General features: G+C 66.4%; 18 protein-coding genes and 1 tRNA gene. 5 read left to right on the top strand and 14 right to left on the bottom strand.

Annotated features, from left to right (window positions below):
• The first annotated feature begins 50 nt into the window (after window positions 1-50).
• Entirely contained in the window at window positions 51-893 is an 843-nt protein-coding gene (locus DVU_RS13590; protein ID WP_014524585.1) for a WcbI family polysaccharide biosynthesis putative acetyltransferase, read from the top strand.
• A gap of 384 nt (window positions 894-1277) precedes the next feature.
• Here the strand turns inward: DVU_RS13590 and DVU_RS13585 are convergent, their stop codons facing one another.
• From DVU_RS13585 to DVU_RS13550, 8 genes are all read right to left on the bottom strand, one after another.
• Window positions 1278-2279, bottom strand: coding sequence for a GNAT family N-acetyltransferase (locus tag DVU_RS13585; protein WP_010940158.1), 1002 nt, complete (start codon window positions 2277-2279; stop codon window positions 1278-1280).
• A 130-nt stretch (window positions 2280-2409) separates the two neighbouring features.
• Window positions 2410-3399, bottom strand: a complete 990-nt coding sequence (gene amrB, locus DVU_RS13580) for an AmmeMemoRadiSam system protein B (protein WP_010940157.1) — start codon at window positions 3397-3399, stop codon at window positions 2410-2412.
• A gap of 342 nt (window positions 3400-3741) precedes the next feature.
• A complete protein-coding gene (locus DVU_RS13575; RefSeq protein ID WP_014524584.1) occupies window positions 3742-6954 on the bottom strand; it encodes a tetratricopeptide repeat protein in 3213 nt (1070 codons plus the stop codon).
• A 329-nt stretch (window positions 6955-7283) separates the two neighbouring features.
• Window positions 7284-8333 (bottom strand): sigma-54 interaction domain-containing protein, encoded by a 1050-nt coding sequence (locus tag DVU_RS13570; RefSeq protein ID WP_010940154.1) that lies wholly within the window; start codon window positions 8331-8333, stop codon window positions 7284-7286.
• 277 nt (window positions 8334-8610) lie between these two features.
• Complete coding sequence (locus tag DVU_RS13565) at window positions 8611-8988, bottom strand: flagellar basal body rod C-terminal domain-containing protein (RefSeq protein WP_010940153.1); 378 nt, start codon at window positions 8986-8988, stop codon at window positions 8611-8613.
• A 47-nt stretch (window positions 8989-9035) separates the two neighbouring features.
• Complete coding sequence (folE2, locus tag DVU_RS13560; protein ID WP_041722811.1) at window positions 9036-9830, bottom strand: GTP cyclohydrolase FolE2; 795 nt, start codon at window positions 9828-9830, stop codon at window positions 9036-9038.
• A 10-nt stretch (window positions 9831-9840) separates the two neighbouring features.
• Entirely contained in the window at window positions 9841-10260 is a 420-nt protein-coding gene (nikR, locus tag DVU_RS13555; RefSeq protein ID WP_010940151.1) for a nickel-responsive transcriptional regulator NikR, read from the bottom strand.
• Window positions 10261-10278: 18 nt separating this feature from the next.
• The gene (locus tag DVU_RS13550) at window positions 10279-11157 is read right to left on the bottom strand and encodes a class I SAM-dependent methyltransferase (protein ID WP_010940150.1); all 879 of its coding nucleotides are present in this window, start codon (window positions 11155-11157) and stop codon (window positions 10279-10281) included.
• 18 nt (window positions 11158-11175) lie between these two features.
• On the opposite strand from DVU_RS13550, the gene DVU_RS13545 reads away from it, so the two are divergent.
• Window positions 11176-11724 carry a biotin transporter BioY gene (locus tag DVU_RS13545; RefSeq protein WP_010940149.1) on the top strand — a complete coding sequence of 183 codons (549 nt, stop codon included), beginning with the start codon at window positions 11176-11178 and terminating at the stop codon, window positions 11722-11724.
• On the top strand, window positions 11721-12548 hold the full coding sequence (locus DVU_RS13540) for an ATP-binding cassette domain-containing protein (protein WP_010940148.1): 828 nt from the start codon (window positions 11721-11723) through the stop codon (window positions 12546-12548). Before DVU_RS13545 ends, DVU_RS13540 begins: the two co-directional genes overlap by 4 nt.
• A 181-nt stretch (window positions 12549-12729) precedes the next feature.
• Here DVU_RS13540 and DVU_RS13535 read toward each other — a convergent pair whose 3' ends face one another.
• The 6 genes from DVU_RS13535 to DVU_RS13510 all read right to left on the bottom strand — a co-directional run bounded on the left by DVU_RS13535 (window position 12730) and on the right by DVU_RS13510 (window position 20796).
• Complete coding sequence (locus tag DVU_RS13535) at window positions 12730-13698, bottom strand: DMT family transporter (protein ID WP_010940147.1); 969 nt, start codon at window positions 13696-13698, stop codon at window positions 12730-12732.
• Between the two features lie 250 nt (window positions 13699-13948).
• Window positions 13949-14788 carry an AraC family transcriptional regulator gene (locus DVU_RS13530; protein ID WP_010940146.1) on the bottom strand — a complete coding sequence of 280 codons (840 nt, stop codon included), beginning with the start codon at window positions 14786-14788 and terminating at the stop codon, window positions 13949-13951.
• Window positions 14789-14894: 106 nt separating this feature from the next.
• Window positions 14895-16088, bottom strand: a complete 1194-nt coding sequence (locus tag DVU_RS13525) for an iron-containing alcohol dehydrogenase (RefSeq protein ID WP_010940145.1) — start codon at window positions 16086-16088, stop codon at window positions 14895-14897.
• Between the two features lie 168 nt (window positions 16089-16256).
• On the bottom strand, window positions 16257-17660 hold the full coding sequence (locus DVU_RS13520) for an aminopeptidase (protein ID WP_010940144.1): 1404 nt from the start codon (window positions 17658-17660) through the stop codon (window positions 16257-16259).
• A 58-nt stretch (window positions 17661-17718) separates the two neighbouring features.
• On the bottom strand, window positions 17719-19188 hold the full coding sequence (gene selA, locus DVU_RS13515; protein WP_014524582.1) for an L-seryl-tRNA(Sec) selenium transferase: 1470 nt from the start codon (window positions 19186-19188) through the stop codon (window positions 17719-17721).
• A gap of 111 nt (window positions 19189-19299) precedes the next feature.
• Entirely contained in the window at window positions 19300-20796 is a 1497-nt protein-coding gene (locus DVU_RS13510) for a bifunctional folylpolyglutamate synthase/dihydrofolate synthase (protein WP_010940142.1), read from the bottom strand.
• A gap of 484 nt (window positions 20797-21280) precedes the next feature.
• Between DVU_RS13510 and DVU_RS13505 the strand changes: the two genes are divergently transcribed.
• Window positions 21281-21357: transfer RNA gene (locus DVU_RS13505), tRNA-Arg, on the top strand.
• A 507-nt stretch (window positions 21358-21864) separates the two neighbouring features.
• Window positions 21865-23550: a DNA primase family protein gene (locus DVU_RS13500; protein ID WP_010940141.1), complete on the top strand. Its 1686-nt coding sequence runs from the start codon at window positions 21865-21867 to the stop codon at window positions 23548-23550.
• Window positions 23551-23585: the final 35 nt, after the last annotated feature.

Raw genomic sequence — 23585 nt, 5'->3', positions numbered from 1 at the left:
GCCCATACCGCCACCGCGCCCGCATCACGCCCATGGAGTACCGAAAGCCCATGCCCCCGACCCTGCATCCATCCTGCCGCCCTCTCTGTATCATCCACGCCAACTGTCAGGGCGACCCGCTGGCTGGCCTTCTGGCTGCTCACCCGGTGTTCGGCGGTGCCTTCGAGGTGCGCCGCTACACCAACTACGAGCGCGAACCCATCGCCGAAGAGGACATGGGCCGCTGCCGACTCTTCATCTACCAGCATCTGGGCGAGAAGTGGGACGACCACGCCTCCGACAGGCTTCTGGCGCGTGTTCCCGGCGAGGCGGTGCGGCTGTGCATCCCCAACATGCTGTTCAAGGGCTACTGGCCCTTCTGGACGAACCGCAGCACCATGGATTTCGGGGACAGCTTCCTCGACCATCTCGTGGACATGGGGCTTTCCGAGGCGGAGGCCCTGCATGTGTGCCTCAAAGGCGACCTCGCCGCCAAGTACGACCTCGCCGCCCTGCTGGAGGCGTCGCTTGACGTGGAACGGGGCAAGGAGGGCAACACCGTGGTGCAGACCGTGCCGCTGGTGCTTGAGCACTGGCGCACGGAACGGATGTTCGCCACCATCAACCATCCCGGTTGCCGTCTGCTGCTGCATGTGGCCGACGGCGTTCTTGCCGCGCTGGGCATGACCCCGGTGCCCGCGGAGGTGCGTGCCGCCTTCACCATGCCCTATGACGACTTCGAACTCCCCATCCATCCGCAGGTGGCGGCCTTTCACGGGCTGGCCTTCGGCGACGCCGGAACGCGCTACAACATCTACGGGCGCCCCATGACCTATGAGGACTATGCCCGCCGGTACATCGCCTGCCGCCATGGCGGCGTCGGCAACTTCATAGGCTACCTGCAGCTGGTGTGACGCGACGCGTGATGAGATGTGCCGCGCACTGGCGGGCGCGTGGCGTCATGGGCGACGTGGAGTACCGCGCCCCGGTCGGGTTGCAACGGCGTGGCGGGCACGGATGACTTGGCGGCTGCGTGAGGCCGCCACGCACGACGTGAGGTCTCCCCTGCCGCAGATGCCTCAGTGCACGGATGCGCGGCGGCGTACACTGGCGGACGCCCGGTCGACGGGGTGGCCTACTCGCTGTGTTCAAGGGCTTCGCATGCATGAGGGATGCCCCATGGCGTTCCCACACCTGTGCAGCGTTGGCTTCACCGGGGCATGACACATGGGGCGATGCCGCATGCGGGGTGCGATGCTCGCCATCCAACGCGGGAACAGGCAGTGGCAGCAGTCCTGCTAGGCTCGTGACTCCCCGTCGACGCCATCCTTGGTGAGTTGGTAGTAGGGCAGTATCTCGGCCCCGAAACTCAGCTTGAACCAGCCGCGCCGGGGGCTGTTGACCCCTTCGAGGTCAACGGTGGTCACGCCCGCACGGGCGAGGGCGGTGAAGCCCTCCCACAGGACGGCGGTGCCGCAGGGGGTGTTGCGGTGGGCCGGGTCGCCAGCGCCGAAGAGGTAGTAGGCCCGTTTGCTGTCCGTACCGAAGAGCGCCATGGCCGCAGGTTCCCCGGCGGGGGTGCTGGTGACGAAGAGGCGTCCCGTCCCGCTGGTGAGCAGGGCCGCGGTCAGGTCGCGCAGTTCGTCGAGCTTCTCCTGCTCCGGGGTGATGCCTTGCCGTCCCATGGTCATGGCGTAGAAGGCCGCGAGGGCTGCGGCGTCGTCGCTTTCCACGGTGGGGACGCCGCTCTTGGCGGCTTTGCGCACCTCTTGCCTGCGTGAATACGAAATCTCGGCGAAGAGGGGGATGTCCTCGGGGACAGTCGCCTCCGCGAATCCCGCAAGGTCGGCGTAGGCGGTGTAGCGCACGTCTGCCGTGTAGTGCGGGCCGTCCTCGCCGTAGTTGTGCCACAGGAAGGCCCGGATGTCGGTGAACTGCGGGGCGAGTGCCAGTTCGACCTTCTCGTAGCGGCGCGAAAGCTGCGCTGCCACGGCTTCGGAAATCTCGAACTGCTCCGAGAGGACCTGCGACCTGTTCTGCTTGTTGGCCACAGGCCCGAAGATGATGCCGTTGTGGATGACGAAGTCATGCAGCAGCGCTGCCGTGCCGTCTTCGTTCTCCATGACGGCGACGGCGGCCCGGCGCTCCTTGCCGCGCATGCACCAGAAGAGGCGCGATGGCTGGCGTATGGCTGCGAGGTACGACGAGAGGGAGAACAGGGTTCCCGTGTGCGACGCTTCGACGAAGGCGTCCCACTGGGGGCCTGGGGTCGCTTCTTCCAGAAGAAAGTTCTCGCTCATCTCCGCTCCGGAGGCCCGCCGTCGGGCGGGGCAGGGGCTGGCGTCCGCCCATGTCATGGCGAACGCGGAACGCACCCCGGTGGCACTGCACGCGGGTGCGGTGCGTCCATATCACCCTGTGGGCGGCTGTTCAAGCGGCGGGCCGTTTCGCCACCATGCCCGCGTAGCCGACCACCCTCTCGTGGTCGCCGCTTGCCGAGGCCGAGGTGTCGTAGGCGGCAAGACAGGCCGATTCTGCGCCAAGGGCGCGGCAGGCGTGCAGGGCCACCACGGCGGGCAGCACGCCGCACATGGTGATGCGGTTGTGCCGCACGGTGGCGTACAGGCCCTCGGGGTCGAGGGCTGCCATGCGACCAAGGGCAAGCGCGTCGCGTTCTTCGGCCTGTGTCCGGGTGACGTAATGGCTCATGTCGGAACTGAGCACGATGGAGCTTGGCACCCCTGCTGCCGCCAGTTCCTGCATGGTGCGGGCAAGGGATGCCCCGGCCCGCTGCAATGCGCCCGCATCCTGTTCGGAGACGGCGACGGGGATGATGGAGAGCGCCGGATGACGCACCTGTAGCAGAGGCAGCAGCACTTCGAGCGAGTGTTCGCCTTCATGGGCCGTCCTGTTCGCAGTGTATCCGCCGTCTTTGTCGAGAAGCGCCGCCGCGGCACGTTCATGCACGGGCACGGAACCCAGTGGCGTGAGCCAGTCGCCTTCGGGCCACACGGCCAGTGGTGCGCCTCTTCCCGTATGGTTGGGACCGAGCATGAAGACCACCGGGGCAAGCCGCACTTGCGAAAGCGTGCGGCCCGCCACACGCCCGGAATAGACGTAGCCGGCGTGCGGCAGCATGACCAGCAGGGCGTCTGTCGTGACGGAGGCGGGGGCCGGGGGCTTGGGCGCCGCGCCCTGTGCGACGCCGGGTGTCAGGCCGGAGGTCGCGTCGGACGACACATCGGGCCCGTCACATACGGCGGGATGCGCCTCCTGCCGGGTGGCGTCGGCCATGGCCTGCAACACGGGTTCCGGCACGGGCAGCGGTGGCGTGCGCAGCAAGGCGTCGACGGCATGGCGCAGGGAGCGCGAGGTGCCGGGGTAGAAGACACCGGAGACGATGGGATGTCTGTCGGGCATGGAGCCTCCCACAGGGCTAGCCCCACGGGTGAGGGGCGTGACAGGGTGCCATGCCCATCTGTTACCCGAAATGCGGTGCCGGAGGCAATGCCGTATGCGGCATCACGTACATCGTGCGGCGGGCTGAAGGTATGGTCGTCTCCGGACCTTTGGCACGACCGGACGGTCGTGCTGTCTTCTGCCCACGTGGTCGCCCGTCGTACGTGCGGACAGTCCGCTCATCTGCACGTCTGCCCGTGGCGTGGCGTTCCGAACGTAGGACGCCCGGGCTGCGCGCAGTCGGCTGTGCGGTGGCCATGATGCCCATCTGTCGACAGGCGCGAAGTCCGGTGCGCGCAAAGGTCAGTTGGTGAATGAGGATGCACCGCGCGTCACGTCGTAGGTGCGAAGTTCCGACGCGGCCATCTTGCCGTAGACCGAGTCAGGTTCCTTGGCGATGATGCCGTCGAGGATGCGTCGCCATTCGCCGAGGTCGCCCAGCTTGCGGTGCAGCCGCGCCACCCGGTAGTCCAGTGCGGTGTACTCGGGCGTGTCCTTGGTGAGGTAATGGGCGAACTGCCCTGCCCAGTCGAGGGCCTCACGGGTGCGTCCCGCCGCTTCGGTGATGTCCATCAGCGAGGCGATGCAGTCGCGGATGCGGGCGTTGTCGGCCTTTTCCTTGTCCTTCTCTCCGAGGGCCACGAACCGGGCGAGGGCGTCCTTGTTGAGCAGGTATGCCTGCTGGAGGTCGCGTTTGCGTTCGGCGTCACGGGAGAGGAAGAAGGTGACATAGGCCTTCTGGTCTTCGGGCAGGTCGGGGTCCTTGTCCAGCTTCTCCCACAGGGGAACGGACTTGTCCTGCTGCTTCAGGTTCTCATGGGCGAGCGCCACGGCATAGTCGCGCTGGCGCTGCGCCGGGGGCGAGAGCTTCCAGCCCGCGACGTTATTGGCGAGGTCGAGGATGGGCTGCCAGCTTTCGGTGCCGAGGTAGACCGTGAGCGAGAGGTTCATGGCCGCCTCACCGTACTTGGCGTCGGGCGGTTGCTTGATGAGCGGTTCAAGCACTTCCAGCGCCTGGCCCGGCCTGTCCTTCTTCCAGAAGCTCATGCCAAGAGCGAGCCTGAGTTCGGGGCCGAAGTTCTTCGCCTGTTCACGGACGATGGGGTAGTCTTCCCAGAATCGCAGCACCCTGTCGTAATCGCCTTCCTTGACGGCGTCTGCGGCGAGCAAGCCGAAGGCGCGTACGGCCACCTCGCGTGCCTTGTCCAGCAGTTCGTGCTTGCCGTGCTGTGCGGCGAATTCGGCCATGGCTTCGAGGGCTTCGGGGTACTTCTGCTTCCACAGGTGCCACATGGCGAGCTTGATGCGGGCCATGGGGACCAGGGCGCTTTTCGGATGTCCCTCGATGATGCGGTTGTACGCCTCTGCGGGGTCGCTGGCGCCGGGCTTATCGAAGACCGAGAACATGGCTGCCACATCGGGCTTGTCATAGATGCCCTGTTCCGTGAGGCGAAGCAGGGCGATGAGCCCGCCGTCCTTGTCGGGGAAGCGTCGCAGGGCCTCTTCATAGATTTCGCGGGCGGCCTTGTCCTGTTTCTGCTGCGCGTAGATGTCGCCAAGCTTGGCAAGCACCACGTCGTTCTCCGCACCTTCGGGGTGGATGTTGAAGTACGTCCAGTATGAGGCGCGGGCCTGGTCGAGACGCCCTGTCTGCGTCTCCACGTCGGCGGCCATGAGCAGGTATTCGGGGGTTTCGAGGTAGAGGCGCGGCCAGCGCTTGTCCACGAAGTCCATGATGGCAGACGCCTGTTCGAGGTAGCCGAGGCGGTGCAGCGACCGTGCAAGGAACACCGACGATTCGCGTACGTAGCGGCTTTCGGGGTGGTTCTGCAGGATGTACTGGAACTGGTCGGCGGCCTTCTGGTACTGGCCCTTCCTGAACTGGTCTTCGCCAAGATAGAAGTAGGCGAGGGGGATGTTGTCGTCGTGCGGGTACTGGCGCTTCATCAGCGCGAAGTAGGCTTCGGCCTCGCGCGTGTTGCCGGCCCGCAGATTGAGAAGGCCGAGGCGCAGCAGGGCCAGCGGCACCCGCGGCGAGCGGATATTGTAGTTCATGGCTTCGCTGGTGGCGTCCATGATGCTCTCGTAGCCCTCGAGGATGGTGTCCTTGTGCTGGGCGAAGAGCGTGTCACTGATGAGGTAGAGCACTTCCTCGCGCATGTCGGACGGGATGTCGGGCAACCCCTTGAGCAGACCGAGACGTTCCAGCGCACCGGGCCAGTCCTTGGTGGAGATGAGGCTCTTTGCCTCTGCCAGCAACTGTGGCGGGTCGGGTGGCGGGGGAACGGGATTGCCCTTCTCGTCCACATAGACCACGCCGGTGGCGTTGGCTGCCGTGCCGTTGCCTGCGGGAGAATGGGCGACCGTGGCATTGGCGGGCGCGGAGGCGCTGGCCTGTGCCGTGGGGTCGGCCTGCGGGGTGACGGGTTGCAGCGGCGCGGGGGCGTCGGCAGTCTGTCCCTGCGCTGTCTGGTCAGCCGTTGCCTGTCCGGCGGGCTGCTGCGGGGTCCCGGCGGGGGCTGTGACGGCGGTGCCGTCACGGGGGGCCATGCGCCCGCCCACTGCATTGTCAGCCTGTGCTGTGGCACCGTTGGTGGCATTGCCTTGCGGCGCACCGAACGAAGCCGAAACGGCCTGTTCCTGTGGCCAGTCTTCGGGGCCGCCGAAGTTGACGCGTCCCCGCAGTGCGTAGGGGACCGTGAAGTAGGCACGCTGCCTGTCGGCCCCCGTGTGCGGGGCGGGCAGGGGCGGCGGGGCGGTGGTGGGGCCGGGTGCCGGGGCCGCATCGGCTGTCGGCGCAGCCGGTTCCTGCGCCGGAAGCGGGGTGACGGGGTTGCCGGGGGCCAGTTGTCCGCTCACGGTCCCTGTGACGGGCCGGGCGTCTGTAAGGGGCGTCTCCACGATGCCACGTGATTTGAGCGGCGCAGGGGGTGCCACTGGAGGGGCCACTGGGGCGGGCGCAGCAGGTGCCGCCTCCGTCTGGGCAGAGGGGCGTTGCGGTGTGACGGTGGTCTGTGGCGCCTGTGGCGCCATCGCCTCCGCCGCTTGTCCAACTGGTGCAGTTGTCGCCGGGGCGGTTGCGGTCGCCGCTGTCGCTGTCGCGGCAGGTGCCGTGGTATCCGGCTGCCACGAGTTGCCAAGCGGGTCTTCAAAAAGGTCGATGACGACATGCCCTGGGTCGGGGCGGGTGAGTATGTAGCCGAAGCCCGGGGTGCGGGTGGAGATGCGGACGTCTGCCCCCTCGACCTTCACGTCGTCGAGAATGCGGGCCGACGCCGGGGTTGGCCCGGTACGTTGCAGCAGACCCGACCCCCCAAGCGGAAGCGTTATCTCCTGCCGCCCCGTACGGCTGTGGCGAATGTCTGCCTGCGGCGCGTCGAGGGCGATGGTGACACGTTCCCGACGCGGCATCGACGCCCACTGCCACGAGGCGGCGAACGCTTCGTGGGCCATGGGCGGCAGGATAAGCCATGCCGCAAGGAGGAACCGGGCAAGACCGGCGGGTGTCTTTCGCATCACGGGTTTCGCAAGCAAGAACCGTGCAATGTTGAAGGTCTGCCATGTTCCGGGAAACGAGTCCCCGGAGTGTCTTCATGCGCGTCGCCCGGCGTGTCTTCCTGAACCTTCAGGGAGTGCCCCTGAACGGTGCAGGCGTTCCGCCGTGTGTCTGACGCCCCTGCCGAGAGGGGCATGTCGGGCCGTCGTCGACAGCTGCTTCGCCGTCTGTCCCTCTCGTCCTGCGCCGTCTTCGCGCCTCGGGGCAGCCTGTGTTCACGGCCTTCGGCACCCCGTTCGAGTCTGTCGATGTGTCGGGGCATCCGGTCGGGCACCTGCCGGGTGCCGGGTCAGGCGTCGGGGCGTTTCTTCTTGAGCTTCTCGATGAGGGTGGTGCGTTTGATGCCCAGTATCTCCGCAGCCTGATTCTTCACGCCCTCCGCCATGGCGAGCGCCTCCTGAAGGAGTCTGTCCTCCATGGTGTCGAGAAAATCCTTCAGCCCCATGCCCCGTTGGCGCATGTCCGCGATGGTGGGCCAGTCGAACCCGCCGCCCGCAGGACGGCATACGTCTGCGGCGTGTGCTGCGGGGGCCACCGGCGCGGGTTCCGGCAGGGTGACGATGTCGCCCACCTCGTCGAGGAGTTTGCGGGGCAGGTCGGCGGGGTCGACGATGTCACCCTCGGCAAGGATGCTCACGCGCTCCATGAAATTCTCGAGTTCACGGATGTTGCCGGGCCATGAGTAGGCGGCGAGCACCTTGCGGGTGTCGGGGGCGAGGGCGAGTCTTGCACGCTGTTTGCGTTCGCAGAACCGTTCGAGGAAGTGTTCCGCCAGCACGAGGATGTCGCCGCCGCGTTCGCGCAGGGGCGGCAGGTGCAGGGGGATGACGTTCAGGCGGTAGTAGAGGTCCTCGCGGAAGCGCCCTGCGGCCACTTCACGTTCGAGGTCGCGGTTGGTGGCGGCGACGATGCGCACGTCGACCTTCTTCGTACCCGTGCCGCCGACCCGTTCGATCTCCTTCTCCTGCAACACGCGCAGGATCTTGACCTGGAGCATGAGGTCCATCTCGCCGATTTCGTCGAGGAAGATGGTACCTCCGTCGGCCAGTTCGAAACGTCCGGGGCGCGAGCGGATGGCGTGCGTGAAGGCTCCCTTCTCGTGGCCGAACAACTCGGACTCGAGCAGGTCTTTCGGGATGGCCCCGCAGTTGATGGGCACGAATGGCTGCTGGGCCCGCTGGCTGTTGGCGTGCAGGGCACGCACCAGCAGTTCCTTGCCGGTTCCCGATTCGCCGGTGACCAGCACCGTGCTGTCGGTGGGGGCCACCTTGCCGAGCATGCGGAACACCTGACAGAGCGTGGTGCTCTGCCCGATGATGCCACAGGTGTCTATCTCCATCCTCCCTCCTCGTCGGGCAACCGGCGTTCCGGACAGCCACAGACTCTAACTGTCAATTACATGACATGAAGTCAAGCGAAGTTGCGTCATCCGCAGCTTCCGGGTGTGGAGAAGACGCGATTCATGGCATGGGAGTCCCCTTCCATCATGCTGCCGACGCGACGGGTGCGGCACAGGCTTGCGGGGGCGGGCTTCATGCAAGGCGTCGACGCAAACGCGCCGGATACCTGTAGTGGGCATCCGGCGCGGTACGTTCATGCGGGTCGGGGACGGGGGGTCAGACCATGATGTCCAGCACCACTCCCGTCATGTCGTCGTGGGCGCGTATGGAGGCGACGTTGGCCTCATGGGCACGCTGTGTCTCCATCATCGAGACCATCTCGCGCGCTGTGTCGGTGTTGCTGCCCTCGACGAGTACGCGCTGCTGTTCCATGCGTCCTTCGCGTTCGACGATGCCCATGCCCTCATGCAGGGGGCCGGGTGTCGTGCTTTCGCGAATCTCGCCCAAGCGCACCCCTTCGCCGCCCGGCCCGGTCTCGTACCGGGTCTGCGAGGCGCGAAAGCCATCCGTGTTCACGTTGGCGATGTTGTTGGCCGTGACGCCAAGGCCGATGCCGAAGGCGTCAAGGGCGGCCCATCCGGTGTCGATGCGCATGGCTGCCTCCACGTCTATCGTTCAGATAAGACGCGCGGGACGGTTTGTCAGCTACCCGGTTGCGTTTCGGGGGTGATGGTGCGCTCGATGCTGGCGAAGGCGTTGTGGCAATGGATGGATTCGAAGCTTTCCACCTCGACGCGGAACCACGAAATCTGCGGATGGCGTTCAAGACGTTGTGCGGCAGCGCGTACCACGTCCTCCACGAAGGTGGGGTGGGCGAAGGCGTCTTCGGTGACGTACTTCTCGTCCTCGCGCTTGAGCAGGGTGTACACGGGCGATGAACCCGACACCTCGGCAAGGTCGATGAACTCCTCAAGCCAGCTGAAGCGCGTCATGCGAACGGCGATGCGCACCACGGCCCGCTGGCTGTGCGCGCCCTCGTCGCTGATGGCCTTGGAGCACGGACACACGGTCATGACCGGGACCTCGACCTCCAGCAGGAACGAGGGGCGTCCCTCCTCCAGTTCACCGGTGAGGCGGCACTGGTAGCAGACGAGACCGGGGCTGCCCGTGGCAGGGGCCTTCTTGCGGATGAAATACGGGAACCTGAAGAGCACATAGGCCTTGCGTGCCTCGAGACGTGTCTTCACGTCTTCGAGCAGGCGCTTCATGCTGGCGTAGTCCAGTTCTTCGGTCCAGTTCTCGAGAGCCTCGACGAAGCGGCTCATATGCGTGCCCTTGAAGTGGGCGGGCAGGTCGACGCCGATGTCGACGGTGGCGACGGTGTGCTGGCGGCCCTGCGCCCTGTCGCTGACCACAAGGGGCAACTGGAGGTTCTTCACGCCCACGCGGTCGATGGGCATGGCCACCTGTGCCGGGCTGTTCTGTACGTCTTCCATTTCCATGATGCTAGGTGAGGTCCTGTCCGGTTGTGGTGAGCGAAAGCTTGCCGTGCTTCACGCCCTTGGTGGATATGAGCCGTTGCGCGAGGTTGCGCACCTGCTGGCCGGGGCCCTTGAGGACGAGCACTTCAAGGCAGTTGTAATGGTCGAGGTGCACATGCAGCGAGGTGATGATGATGTCGTGCACGTCGTGCTGTATCTCGGTGAGTCGCTGTGCGAGGTCGCTCTTGTGGTGGTCGTAGACGAGGGTGAGCGTACCGGCGATTTCGCGGTCGGTGTCTTCCCATTCCTGCTGAACCAGCGTGTTGCGGATGAGGTCGCGGATGGCTTCGGAACGGGTCTGGTAGCAGCGTTCATCGCAGAGGACATCGAACTTGTCCAGAAGCTCGGAGTCGAGTGATACGCCGAAGCGGATGGTGCGTCCCATGGCGGCTCCTTCGTTGGTCTAGCGGGTGATTTCCCAGAGGTGGACGGTGACGCTCTCCGGCTGTTCGTAGAGGGATGCTGTCTCCGACGAGAGCACCCTGCGGGCATGCCAGCCTCGCGCGTCGAGCGTTTCGCGAAAGTGGTTGTACACGGTTCGCCCCGGTTCCGCCACCCACGCCGCGCCGCAAGGGGCCAGCACGTGGTCGAGGAAGTCGAGCACCGGTGTGACGAAGCGGCGTTCGTACATGATGTCGCCGCCCCATACAAGGTCTGCCGCATGACGGCGCACGGCGGGGGCGCGCCAGTCCATGACCGTCCACAGCGGTTGCGGCACCCGGTTGCGTTCGGCGTTGCGGCGGGCGTGGAACAGGGCCTCGGGTTCGTAGTCCATGCCCGTCACGCGGGCACCGAGCCACTGTCCCACCAGCGAGCACAGGCCGAGCCCGCACCCCATGTCGAGGCATGTCCTGCCGCGGATGCGACCGGCGTTGTCATGCAGCCAGTCGGCCAGAACGAGGCTCGACGGCCAGAGTTCCGTCCAGTACGGAAGGCGTTCGTCGTCGCCGAAGTCGGCCTCCACCATGTTGTCCCAGAGGGTCTGGAGGTCGGCGGCGCGTTCGAGCGTCCATTCGCGCCCGGCGGCGAAGACGGTGATGACAGGGGTGTAGGTGGTGAGGGCCATGTGTTCTCCGGGGCGCGTCATGCGCCGTGCCACCAGTAGCAGGTGGGGCGGCGGGGCGTCCACCCCGGCGATGGGCTTCCGAGGGTGCCCTCCGGAGTCGGGCATGAGGGCGACGGCGAAGCGATTGACCGTACACCCCGCCGCACCTATTGTTCCCGCGTCGTGCGCCGTGCGGGGCAGGCCGGTCCGTTCAGCCACCCAGCGCGGGACGCTCATTCTCATTGTGGAGTCATGATGCCAGAATCGCCTCTCGCAGACATCCATCGTCTTGTCTGGACATCGCTCATGGCGGCCCTCATCGCCGTGGGCGCCATGACCGTCATCCCCGTCGGGCCGGTGCCCGTCACCCTTCAGACCCTGTTCGTGCTGCTGGCGGGATTCGTGCTGGGCCCGCGCGGCGGTGCCTACGCCATGCTGCTGTACATCGCGGCGGGGGCCTTGGGGCTTCCGGTCTTCGCCGGTGGCAAGTCCGGTCTGGCTGTGCTCTTCGGGCCCACCGGAGGCTACCTTGCCGGGTTCGTCGTCATGGCATGGTGTGCGGGCATGGGCGGGCGACGCCGCGAAGGCGGGCGCATGACCGTGGTCGTCGCGGCGGCGTGGGCCCTTGCGGGACTTGCCGTCGCCTACGGGCTTGGTGCGTTGCGCCTCATGTCCGTGCTGGACATCGGCATGGGCCGTGCCTTCGCCGTGGGAGTGCTGCCGTTCCTGCCGGGAGACCTCTTGAAGATTGTCGCCGCCGTGGCCGCGTGGCGCTACCTGCGTGACAGAAGGCTACTGCCATGACGCTATCGGTACGTGACCTCGGTTTCGGCTACCCCGGTGCTGAACGCGCCGCCCTTGAAGGTGTGACGTTCTCCGTGCCCGCGGGCGGGCTTCTGTGTCTGTGCGGAGTGAACGGCAGCGGCAAGTCGTCGCTGCTTTCGCTGCTGGCAGGGTTGCAGCGACCATCCACGGGGGGCATCAGGCTAGGCGGCGGGCCGGATGCGGGGTCCAATGGCTGGCCGGGTGACGCGCCTGATGCGAAGGACGGTGACAGGCGGGAGGGGCTGGTCGCACCATCCGCACGACAGGCGCGTGAGGCCGCGCGGGTACTCCGGCAAGGGGCGGCGCTTCTGTTGCAGGACGCGGACATGCAGATTCTGGGGGCCACGGTGGGTGAAGACCTCTGTCTTGCCCTCGACCCCGGCGATGCCGAAGCCCATGGCGCGGCCCGCGACATGGCCGACCGCTTCGGCCTCGGGCACCAGTGGGACGAACCGGTGCATACGCTGTCCTACGGGCAGAAGCGCAAACTGTGTCTTGCCGCTGCGTTGCTGACGGGGCCGCACCTGTTGTTGCTCGATGAACCCTTCAGCGGGCTGGACCACCCCGCCATCATGGAGTTGCGTGCCGTGCTTGTGGCGCATCGTGCCGCAGGACTCACGCAGGTCGTCTCCGTGCACGACCTCGAACCGGTGGTGGATGTCGCAGATGCCATGCTTGTCCTGCATGAGGGGCGGCAGGTGTTGTACGGCCCGCCCTGCGAGGTGCTCGACCATGTGCGCGATTTCGGCATCCGCCCTCCGTATTCGTGGACGGCCCACCGGACGATCGTGCCTTATCTCTGAACCCCTTCCGGGCTTTCGCCTCATCCGTCCCCCTGTCCGGCGCAGTAGGGCTTCGGCGGACCGTCTGTGGCCCGTCTGTGGCCCGTCTGCGGCCTGTCCAAAGCCTGTTCGCAGCCAGCCCAGCCTCTCCGCAGTCTGGCTGGGCTGGTCAGCGCGCGGTCAGCGGACTGTCATCGCAAGGTCACCGGGCGCGGGTGCCCATGAGAACACCACCCATGACAAGGCCGGTGGCGAGGTACTGCGTCGTCGTCAGCGTCTCGCCCAGCAGAAGCCAGCCGAAGAAGATGGCGGCCACGGGCACGAGGTTGATGAAGTTGCCCGCGCGGCTGGCGGGCATGTGTCCCAGTGCCCAGTTGTAGAGGCCGAAGGCCCCCAGCGATGAGGCCCCGCCGAGGTAGACGACGGCAAGCAGGACCTCCGTCGACCAGTCCGCGACGCCGCCGATGACGCCGGGTGCCCCCGGCAGGAAGAAGACGGCCCCCGCCAGCGTCTGGATGCCGGTGAGCGTCAGGGCGTTCCACCTCCCCTTGCCGCGCGAGATGAGCGCGCCGATGCACAGCGATGAGCCTGTGGCGCAGGCCATGGCCGCGAGTTCAAGCAGGTTGCCCGTGAACGGGTCTGGTGCTGAACCTCCGCCTTCACCACCGGAGGAGGTGAGCCATGCCACGCCGATGCACGACACCCCCACGCCGAACCACAGCCGGGGGCTGACCTTCTCGCCGAGGAGGAAGCCTCCCACGGCCATCATCAGCGGCATGGACGCGGCCATGACGCCCGCCTGTGACGAGGTGGTGAGTTGCAGTGCCGTCGATTCGCACAGGAAGTAGAGGCAGGGCTGCATCAGGGCCATGCCCGCCAGCAGCGGCAGGTCGCGCCGTTCGATGCGCGCGGGGGCGAGGCGTCGTGCCAGCGGCACAAGCAGCAGCAGGGCGAACACCATGCGTGCCCACATCATCTGCCATGTGCCGAGGGTCTGCACCGCGACCTTCATGGCAGGGAAGGCTCCCCCCCAGAGGACGACGGCGGCGAGTGCCGCGAGTACGGGCAACAGTGGCGATACCGCCGTGCGTGAGGGCGTCGCGCAAGACGTCGCATCCGCGAGGTCTGCGTCGATGGTCGGGGTCGCTGTCAGTACGGTGTCTCTTTCCACGGGCGTCTCTCCTCCTGTGCTGGGGGGAGGTCTAGCAGATGGGTGCGCGATTGTCTTGGAGAGGGTTGTTGCAGAAAATTGCGGTGGGGCCGCGTCCATGCGGTGGCGTCCGGCCCGCAGGGCAGGTGGACGTTGCGTCGTCCGCCTGCGGGCGGCAGGGCTCAATTCAAGGCTGGAACCGGTGAGGCTGTGATGGCGTCGCCCGCCTGATGGCGTTGCCTCCTCTTCGGCTTGCGGTCGCGGCTGTGCCTCACCCGTTGAGGTATTGGCCGGGCGTGGCCCCCACGAAACGGCGGAAGGTGTTGGTGAAGTGACTCTGGTCGGCGAACCCGGTGTCTGCCGCCGCCTCGGCTGGCGTCCAGCCGGAACGTAGCAGGTGCTTGGCCTTCTCCACGCGCAATTGCAGGTGGTAGGCGTGGGGCGTCATGCCCGTGGCAGACCGGAACACCCGTAGCAGGTGGTACCGGCTGAGGCCCGTGGCCCCCGCGAGGTCCTCCAGCGAGACGTTGCCGCCGAGATGGGCGGAGAGGTGTTCGCGCACACGCAACACCGCCATGTGACCGGCATGGCGCGAAGCCGGAGAACGGCGCAGGGCCGGTTCCGCACGCAGGGCCGCACCGCGGGTGAGCAGCAACGAGAAGGCCCGCACCATGGCGGATTCCTTCGCGAGGCGTTCCGCACCCCGCATGATGGCGTGGCTGCACAGCATGAAGGCGTCGAGCATCTCGCGGTCGGCGCGGACGATGGCGTCGAACTCCGGTTCATGGGCGTCGCGCCCGGTGAGTTCGCTGGCAAGACGCCTCACCCACGCCTGTTCGACGTAGAACATGCGAAAGGTGGGGAGCACGTCCCGCAAGGGTTCGCCTGTGTGGACCTGCCCCGGATTGATGAGGCACAACTGCCCCGCTGCGACGACGGCACTCGACCGGGTGGCCCCCAGACAGTAGCTGGCCCCTTCTTCCATGGCACCCACGACATACGTGTCATGGGTATGTCTGGGGTAGCTGTGTGAACTGCGCACGACACGCTTGACTTCGAGGTCGGGGAGGTCGGCGTCGCGCCAGAAGCGTACGTCATGGCTTGGCTGCATGGGGCTTCTCCATCCTCGCACCATACCCGGCAAGGCGGGGTGGCGTATTGCGTGAAATTGCCCTCGTCGGCAGGGGGGCGTTGGCCCCCCCGTGCAGTGCTCGTGGTCAGGCCGTCGGGCCCGCGAGGGCCTTGGCGAAGATGGCTTCGACGTCTTCGGGGCGCAAGTCCACCGGCGTCAGGGGAAAGAGCGCCCCCATGGTCTCGCGGGCGTTCTTCGCCAGCGCGGGAATCTCTGCGGCGGTGATGCCATGGTCGGCAAGGCGCAGGTCATCGAGGCCCACGGCGCGGATGAGCAACCGTAGCCCTTCGACGAAGGCCATGCCCTGCTGTGCCGGAGGCAGCCCATGCAACGGCATCCCCATGGTGGCGGCGAGGTCGGCGCAACGCTTGGGTTGCACCCGCGCCATGACCTCGAAGAACGGCAGCGAGAGCATCACGAGGCCCGCGCCGTGCGGCAGGTCGGGGTGGTAGGCGCTGAGGGCGTGTTCCATCGAATGGTGCGCGATGCAGGAAGAGAGCGATTCGCACAGCCCAGCGGCGGTGCTGGCCCACGAGACCATCGAACGCACCTCGACGCTGTCGCCCTGACGGACGGCCTGTGGCAGGAATTGCGCCAGCAGGCTCACGGCCTCCAGTGCCAGCAGGTCGCTTGAGGGCTGGCGCGAGAGGGAAAGATATGCTTCCACGGCGTGGAAGAAGGCATCCATGCCTGTCATGGCGGTGATGCGGGGCGGGACGGTGATGGTAAGCGCGGGGTCGACGATGGACAGCACCGGGTAGGTCGAGTCGTTGCCCCAGCCGATTTTCTCCTGTGTCTCGTCACGGGTCACCACCGTCCACGGGTCGGCTTCGGTGCCCGTGCCCGCCGTGGTCGGAATGGCGACGACGGGCAGCGCAGGGTGCTGCGGGGTGCGGCGGCCGCCTGTGCCACTCTGGATGTAGTCCCAGTAGCTGCCACCGTTGGCTGCGGCAAGGGCGATGGCCTTGGCCGCGTCGATGGGGCTGCCGCCGCCGAGGCCGACGATGAAGTCACAGCCGTTGGCGCGTGCCACGCACGCCCCTTCGTCCACGTGCACCAGCGAGGGATTGGGTCTGACGCGCTCGAAGAGCATCGGTTCGCAGCCGTTCTGGCGCAGCAGGGCGAGCACCCTGTCCAGGTGCCCGTGACGCCGCATGGAACCACCTGCACCGACGACCACCAGAGGCTTGACGCCGGGCAGCGGCAGCCTGCCCAGTTCTTCGAGCCTGCCTGCACCGAACACGATACGGGTGGGGACATGGAAGGTGAAGTCGAGCATGGGGCCTCCTTGCGGTGGGGAGAGAGGGGTGTAGATGGGTGCGGCTGGCGGGGCTGGCGGAGGTGTGGTGCTCCACCCCGGCGGTCGGTCCGCTGCGAGATGCGGCAACCCCTGTCGCGGGGCGTCGGCATGTGTGAGCGGGCTTTTGCCCGCCCTCCGGTTCAACGGTCAGCGTTCGAGGAACGCCGTATAGGCGAGTCGTGTGGCATACAGGTCGGCCACGCTGGCGAGTTCGAAGGGGCTGTGCATGGAGAGTACGGCAGGGCCGAAGTCGATGATGTCCATGCCATAGGCGGCGAGGTACATGGCAACGGTGCCGCCGCCGCCCTGGTCGACCTTGCCCAGTTCGGCCATCTGCCACGGGATGCCACGTTCGTTGAGCACGCCGCGCAGCCAGCCCACGTATTCGGGGTGGGCGTCGTTGGCCTCGTACTTGCCCCGGTGTCCGGTGAACTTGCAGAACACGGGGCCGTGGCCCATCGTGGCGGCGTTGAGCTTCTCGTGCAATTCCTGCCAGTCGGGGTCGAGGGCGGCGTGCACGTCGGCGGAGACGGCGCGGGTGTTCAGCATCACGTCGCTGAAGCGCGCCGCGGGCTGCCACGACTGGATGAGGTCTTCCACGCAGTATTCGAAGAACTTCGACTTGGCCCCCGTGGAACCTTCAGACCCTATCTCCTCCTTGTCCCAGAAGAGCACGCACTGGGGGGCGGCGGGGTTCTCGGCGTTGAGCAGGGCTTCGAGCGCAGCGAAGACGCAGATGCGGTCGTCCTGCCCGTAGCCGCCCACCAGCGAACCGTCGAGGCCCACGAAGCGCGCGGGGCCTGCGGGCACGGCCTGCAACTCGGCGGAGTAGAGGTCCTCTTCGCGGATGGCGTACTTCTCGTGCAGCAGGGCGAGGACACGGGCCTTGATGGGGTCTTTGGCCTCCGGCGCGTCCTTGGCGTCGGCTTCGTCACCGGCGGTTTCGGGCTTCGGCTGCGGGCGATGGCCCATGACGATGTTCAGCTTCTCCGCTTCGAACGCGTCGGCCACGGTCTGCCCCGACTGCTTCTGGGCGAGATGGGGCAGCAGGTCGGCGATGGTGAAGACAGGTTCTGTCACATCCTCGCCTAGGGTCACCTGCACGGTCGTGCCGTCTTCACGCACCACGACGCCGTGGATGGCGAGGGGGCGCGCCAGCCACTGGTACTTGCGGATGCCGCCGTAGTAGTGGGTCTTGGCCTGTCCCACCCCTGCCTGTTCCTGCAGCGGACGCTGCTTGAGGTCGAGGCGGGGCGTATCGGCATGGGCGCCGATGAGGCGCATCCCCTGCGAGAGGGGCTGGCGGCCCTTGCGGGCGATGAACACGGTCTTGCCCTTGAAGACGCGGTACACCCTGTCGTGGGCGAAGTTCTCGGTGTAGCCAGCCGTGCGCAACCGTTCGACGACATAGTCGATGGTCTCGCGTTCGGTCTTGCAGCGGGAGAGGAAGTCTACATAGCGCGTGGCGAGGTCGTTCATGGCCGCCGCGTCTGTCTGGCTGGCGTAGGTCTCCCAGCAATTACGTGTGGAGAAGGCAAGGTCTAGGGTCATCTATTTCCTCCTGCGGGACGGGCCCGCCAGTGTTCTTTCCTGTCTGTGCTCGGTGGCACTACAGCCCCAGTGCCTGCCGCAAGGCAGTGGCGACGGGGGCGAATTCGACGTCGTCGAGGGTGCGCGGGTCGAGGCGGAAGGTGTCGTTCTCCAGCCTGCCGACCAGCGGCGGGTCGGTGTCCAGAAGGCGCGTCTTGAGCACCGTGGCGGTGCAGGAGGCGGGGGCCACCTCCACGAGGGTGGTGGGCAGGTCGCGTTCGGGGAACGAACCGCCACCCACACGCGAGACGCCCGGCACCGTGCCCACACGGGCCGCGTCGCCCAGCGCCTTGCGCAGCCGTGCGGCAAGGCGACGGGCGCGTCGCGCCAGTTCATCGGGCGATGCCGTCATCATGCGCAGGGTGGGGACTTCGTTCCGGGCGCGTTCGGGGTCGAGGTACAGGCGCAGGGTGGCCTCAAGCGCGGCAAGCGTCATCTTGTCGATGCGCAGGGCACGGTTGAGCGGGTTGCGCTTGATGCGGTCTATCCACTGGCGACGTCCAACGATAAGCCCCGCCTGCGGGCCGCCCAGCACCTTGTCGCCGGAGAAGGTGATCACATCGGGCCCCGCGCCCACCACGGACTGCACCGTGGGTTCGCCGGGAAGGCCCCACGGGGTGAAATCGAGAAAGCTGCCGCTGCCGAGGTCTTCGATGACGGGAAGGTCGCGGGCGCGCCCCAGTGCCACAAGTTCGTCGAGCGGCACTTCCTTGTGGAAGCCGACAACGCGGTAGTTCGAGGTGTGCACACGCAGCAGGGCCACGGTTTTCTCGTTGATGGCGTTCTCATAGTCACGCAGGTGCGTCCGGTTGGTGGCGCCGACCTCGCGCAGTGTCGCGCCGCTCTTCTCCATGACATCGGGGATGCGGAAGCTGCCGCCTATCTCCACCAGCTGCCCGCGCGAGACGACCACCTCGCCCCCCTTGCACAGCGTGTCGAGCACCAGCAGCACGGCGGCGGCGTTGTTGTTGACCACAAGGCCCGCCTCCGCCCCGGTGACACGACACAGAAGCTGCTCGACATGGCTGTAGCGGCTGCCCCTCTCGCCCGTGTCGAGGTCGAACTCGAGATTGGAGTAGTGGGCGCAGGCGGCGGCGACGGCTTCGGTGGCGGCGGGGGCGAGAAGCGAACGGCCGAGGTTGGTATGGATGACCACCCCGGTGCCGTTGAGCACGCGCCGGAAATGGGCTCGGCTGCGTCTGCCCACGGACTGGACGAGAGACGGCAGCAGTCTTTCGGCGGCAAGGCTTTCGGGGGCGTCGATGCGCCCCTGCCGGATGTCCTCACGCCTTGCGTCGAGAAAGTCGTTCACGAGGTCGCGAAGCAGGGCGCGAGGCAGGTCGGCGAAAGTGTCGTGGCCGTGTGTCGGCGTCGTCAGTGCCGTAAGCAGGGCGTCGACAGATGGCAGGGCCCGGAACAGTCGGTTCACGCGAAAGTCCTCGTCATGTTGGGTGCAGTAGGCCTGTCGCATCGCCTCTGTGGCGACCATGCGGTCATGGCGGCGCGACAACCGGTGCGTGCTGGCTGGTCTGGTTCACGGCATGAAGTCGTTGCAGGCAAGAGGGCCCTGCCCGCCTTCGCGCCGTGGTTGGCCCGCTTGTCAGCGGGATGCAGCGCAACCGGTCGCTTCTGCGGGTGATTCGAGAAGGTCGGGCCGAAGTGTAAAGAACTCGGCCAGCAAATACAAGGAACCGCAGAGCAGCACCGGGTGCTTTGGCGTCACGTCTCCGGCCAGCCGCGCGGCTTCGTGCAGGGCGTCATGAAGGCGTGGCACGGCGCGGGCGTTTGGCCCCATTCTGCGGGCGAGGGTCGCACCGTCAGCTGCACGTTCGTTGTCGGCGATGGTGGGCACGATGACAGGGGCACCGGCGGCGATGTCGTGCAGCAGCGGCACGAGGGCCTCCGTATCCTTGTCGGCGAGACACGAGAAGATGACAGCTGCAGGGCGCAGGCCCTGTGCTTCCAGCGCGGTGCGCAGTGCGGTGAGGCCGTGGGTGTTATGCGCCCCGTCGAGGATGAACGGCAGCGACCGGCAGGGATGCGGGTTTGTCGTGTCCGCATCCGGAGTATCTTCGATGGAAGAGGGGATAGTGACGTCGGGCGGGGGGCCAGCCGGACAATCTCCCGAAGGGCAATTTTCCGAGGGGCAACTGTCTGCCGGGAGAATACGGGCCGGATGCGTATCGGAAGGATGGAAGCCAGCCGGAAGAACATCAGCCGGACGAACCCCGGCCACTGGCAGGTCGGAGAGGCGCACCTCGACACGCTGGAATCTGCCTGCGATGTGCGCCGAGGCGAGTCCATGCCGTTCAGCCGCTTCGGAAGGCGTCCAGCCCCGTGTGGCTGCGATGGTGCGCCATGCGGCCAGTGCCAGTGTCGCGTTGTCGCGCTGGTGGGGGCCTGCGAGTCCGAGGTGCGTCCCGGCGGGGAGTGTCGTCGTGGCGGCGGTCTGTACCAGCCGAGTCCCTCGCGTGGCGGCGGCCTGTGCAAGGGCCGAGAACGCCTCACCGCATTGCGGGGCGGTGAGGGCCACATGTCCTTCACGCATGGCCCCGGCCTTGTCGGTGGCGATGGCGGTGATGGTGGGGCCGAGCACATGCTGGTGGTCAAGGCCGATGGGCGTCACGCAGAGGATGTCGGCGGCAAGGGCCGTGGTCGCATCCCATGTGCCACCGAGTCCCGCCTCGATGACGGCCATGTCCACCCCTGCCTCTCGGAAGGCGAGAGCCCCGAGGACGGTCAGGAATTCGAAATAGGTGAGGTTGGCCCCGCCGGCGTCGAGGATGCGGTTGCCGAGAAGGGGCCACTGGTCGGCCTCGAGCATCCTGCCATCGATGCGGATGCGTTCGCGCGGTGTGATGAAATGGGGAGAGGTGTAGAGACCCGTGCGCAGCCCGTGCGCTTGTGCGATGGAGGCGAGAAAGGTCGACGTGGAGCCCTTGCCGTTGGTGCCCACCACCTGCGCCACGGCGTAGGGAGGACGGGTGAGGTCGAGGGCGGCGAGGGCTGCATGCATCCGGTCGAGTCCGAAATCCATATGAAAGAGGCCAAGCCCCTCGAGATGGGCGACAACGTCGCCATAGGTGCGGAACGTCATGTTGATTCCGGTGGGTTGGTGTCTTGCGGATACAATGCTGTGGGGTGCACGTCGTATGCAGGCTTTTCGTCCATGCGAACTGCCAGATGCTTGCCCCTGCCTAGGCCGAGGCACGTTGGACGTCAAGGGTTCGTGTCCCCGAGGAGGGGCGCAGGGGCGCTGGCCTTGTTGACAGTGCCCCGCTCATGCTCGTCCCATCGCACATGAAGGCGGCCGATATCATCGGGGCCACTAAACGGCGTACCCTCTGAGCTCCCGCGTAGGAGACCCGCACCGTGCTCGAGTTGGCGATGCGACTGAGGCAGCGGTAGCCTCGCACGCAGGGCGACAGCATCGCCGTGTCGCGTCCCACATGGCATGTGCCCTGCGCGCGCAAGACAGGCTTTTCTGTCGCCATGGGAGGGCTGAACGCCCTCTGCGTTCTCTCCTGCCAAGCTCCCCCTTGACCATGGGCCCGCGCTCGGCTATTCATTTTCGCCTTCACGCGCCCGTAGCTCAGTTGGAAAGAGCAGGAGCCTTCTAAGCTCTTGGCCGGGGGTTCGAATCCTCCCGGGCGCGCCAAGATATTTCAAGAGGATACATGCGGAGACGCGTGTGTCCTCTTCGTCGTTTTGGAAGATGGTTACCACGCGGTTACCATTTTCTTGCTGGTCTGCATGGGGGAGGGTGCACCCGTGTGGTCCGTTGATCGCAACAGTGCCCCTAGCCTCCGCCGTGCGCGATGTCATGCCCGCACGGGTGCTTCCTTCAGCCCGCGCCGCTGCGCGGGCCTCCGGGGCGGCGCAGTCCCCCGCGCCCCCTTCCCCCCCTCTCCGGAGAAGCTGACCAAAATCTCCCATAAGCCCGCGCGCCCCTCTGGTGGCTGCGGGTCCTTCCCCTACGGGGGCCAGCCTACGGCTGCTGCCGACCCCACGATTTGGCCGCGAACTGTGGAACGCATTGCGTGGAAAAATGGAATCCGCGCGGGCGCGACACCTTTGCTGCATACGCCAAGAGACAATCGTAACACTGCACCCCGCCCGTTGAGGGGCATTGCACCATGTACGGGCGGGTTCATGGAGTACCGTCATGCATGAAGATCGTACCGGCGATGCGTTGCCTGAAGTCGGTGCTGCCGCGCCGTCTGTGCCTGCCACGGCTGATATGGCCGCGAGAGTGGCAGCCCGCGTCAAAGATGAAGAGGCGTCACGCCCGGTTGCCCCGAGAGATGAAGTGCCCGCACTCAGTGACGACTTCATACTGAAGTGCCTGAAGGCCAATCGCGTTGGCGACGCCATGCTCTTCAACGCGCTAAACCGAGGAAAGTTCGTCTACGTCAAACGCTGGGGGCGCTTCATCCGCTGGGCCGGGCATCACTGGGAAGAGGACATCATGGAGACCTCACAGGCTGCGGTCGAGGCCGTGTGCGAAGCGTACCTCCGTGCTGTCTCGAGCCTGTCGAAGCAAGCCGACGACGCCGTGGGGGACGAGAAGGCCCTGCTCGAGCGCAAGCGCGAGGAATTGCTCAAGCGTGTCAGCTTCCTTCGGGCACCGTCCGGGCGCGAGCAGCTGCTCCGGTGTACCCACACCATCGCCGACCCCCTTGCCATCACGGGTGATGAACTCGACCAGCAGCCGTTCCTGCTTGCCTGCCGGAACGGGGTCATCGATCTGCGGACAGGGGAGTTCCGCCCCGGCCATCCTGACGACTATGTGCTCAACGCCTGTCCCATCGAATGGGCCGGCATCGATGCGCCGTGCCCGCAGTTCGAGCGGTTCATGTACTCCTGCCATGAGAACGAGGCCATCGTGTCGTTCCTGCAGCGCGTGTTCGGCTACGGCATCATGGGAGCGAGGGATGATCACTACTGGTTCGTGTTTTACGGGGCGCGGGGGCGCAACGGTAAAGACACCCTTCTGAAGATACTGACCGCCATCCTTGGCGATGACCTCGCTTCGACCATCGACACGGCGCTGTTGCTGGATACCAAGCAGCCGCGAAGCAGCGCGGGGCCTTCGCCCGACGTGCTCGCCCTGCGCGGCAAGCGCATGGCCTTCGCCACCGAAGCCGAGGACGGCCAGAAGTTCGCCATGTCCAAGATCAAGTGGCTGACGGGCGGCAGCAACCTCATGGCCCGGGGCCTTCAGGACAAGCTCTACACCACATGGAAGCAGACGCATCTGCTGTTCCTTCTGACCAACGAGATACCGCGCGCCAAGGCCGACGACGACGCCTTCTGGACGCGCACCCTCGCCGTGCCGTGGAAGCTCCGTTTCGTGGATCATCCGACCACGCCTGACGAACGGCCCCGTGATCCACAGATGGAGCACAAGCTGATGAAAGAGCTTCCCGGCATCCTCGCGTGGCTGGTGCGCGGGTGCCTCGAGTACCAGCGTGTCGGACTCAACCCGCCTGAAGAGGTGCTGGCCTGTACGCGCGAGCGGCGCAGAGCCTTCGACGATGTGGGCCGCTTCCTGACCGAGTGCTGCGAGATCGAGCAGGTCGTCGAGGGCATCGAACCTGCCACGCGGACAAGTGCCACGGTGCTGCTCAACGCCTTCAACTGGTGGCTGCACAAGAACGTGGACTCTTCCTACTCGTATAGCGCCCGGCGGCTTGGTGACATCCTCGCCAAGAAGGGCATTCCCAAGAAGAAGTCGGGCGGCATGGTCTACCTTGGCGTCTCGCTTCTGCCCGAGGTCGAGGACGAGATGGCTGCGGATACGAGTTCGTCTGACGCGTCCTCTGCCAAAAGGAGGAAGCTCTTTGACTAGGCCGCACGGAAACCTCCCAAAAGCTCCCGTTGTAA

This window comes from Nitratidesulfovibrio vulgaris str. Hildenborough, assembly GCF_000195755.1.
GTDB classification, from domain to species: domain Bacteria; phylum Desulfobacterota; class Desulfovibrionia; order Desulfovibrionales; family Desulfovibrionaceae; genus Nitratidesulfovibrio; species Nitratidesulfovibrio vulgaris.
The sequence above is the reverse complement of the archived record's forward strand: the minus strand, read 5'-3'. Positions and strand labels throughout refer to the sequence as shown.

Bases quoted from the DNA above. Each gene is read 5' to 3' on its own strand.
- DVU_RS13545 (WP_010940149.1), top strand. From the start codon at position 11,176: ATGCCAGAATCGCCTCTCGCAGACATCCATCGTCTTGTCTGGACATCG.
- nikR (WP_010940151.1), bottom strand. From the start codon at position 10,260: ATGGGACGCACCATCCGCTTCGGCGTATCACTCGACTCCGAGCTTCTG.
- DVU_RS13565 (WP_010940153.1), bottom strand. From the start codon at position 8,988: ATGCGCATCGACACCGGATGGGCCGCCCTTGACGCCTTCGGCATCGGC.
- DVU_RS13590 (WP_014524585.1), top strand. From the start codon at position 51: ATGCCCCCGACCCTGCATCCATCCTGCCGCCCTCTCTGTATCATCCAC.
- folE2 (WP_041722811.1), bottom strand. From the start codon at position 9,830: ATGGAAGACGTACAGAACAGCCCGGCACAGGTGGCCATGCCCATCGAC.
- DVU_RS13585 (WP_010940158.1), bottom strand. From the start codon at position 2,279: ATGAGCGAGAACTTTCTTCTGGAAGAAGCGACCCCAGGCCCCCAGTGG.
- DVU_RS13530 (WP_010940146.1), bottom strand. From the start codon at position 14,788: ATGCAGCCAAGCCATGACGTACGCTTCTGGCGCGACGCCGACCTCCCC.
- amrB (WP_010940157.1), bottom strand. From the start codon at position 3,399: ATGCCCGACAGACATCCCATCGTCTCCGGTGTCTTCTACCCCGGCACC.
- DVU_RS13575 (WP_014524584.1), bottom strand. From the start codon at position 6,954: ATGCGAAAGACACCCGCCGGTCTTGCCCGGTTCCTCCTTGCGGCATGG.
- DVU_RS13500 (WP_010940141.1), top strand. From the start codon at position 21,865: ATGCATGAAGATCGTACCGGCGATGCGTTGCCTGAAGTCGGTGCTGCC.
- DVU_RS13550 (WP_010940150.1), bottom strand. From the start codon at position 11,157: ATGAGCGTCCCGCGCTGGGTGGCTGAACGGACCGGCCTGCCCCGCACG.
- DVU_RS13510 (WP_010940142.1), bottom strand. From the start codon at position 20,796: ATGACGTTCCGCACCTATGGCGACGTTGTCGCCCATCTCGAGGGGCTT.
- selA (WP_014524582.1), bottom strand. From the start codon at position 19,188: ATGGTCGCCACAGAGGCGATGCGACAGGCCTACTGCACCCAACATGAC.
- DVU_RS13540 (WP_010940148.1), top strand. From the start codon at position 11,721: ATGACGCTATCGGTACGTGACCTCGGTTTCGGCTACCCCGGTGCTGAA.
- DVU_RS13570 (WP_010940154.1), bottom strand. From the start codon at position 8,333: ATGGAGATAGACACCTGTGGCATCATCGGGCAGAGCACCACGCTCTGT.
- DVU_RS13520 (WP_010940144.1), bottom strand. From the start codon at position 17,660: ATGACCCTAGACCTTGCCTTCTCCACACGTAATTGCTGGGAGACCTAC.
- DVU_RS13525 (WP_010940145.1), bottom strand. From the start codon at position 16,088: ATGCTCGACTTCACCTTCCATGTCCCCACCCGTATCGTGTTCGGTGCA.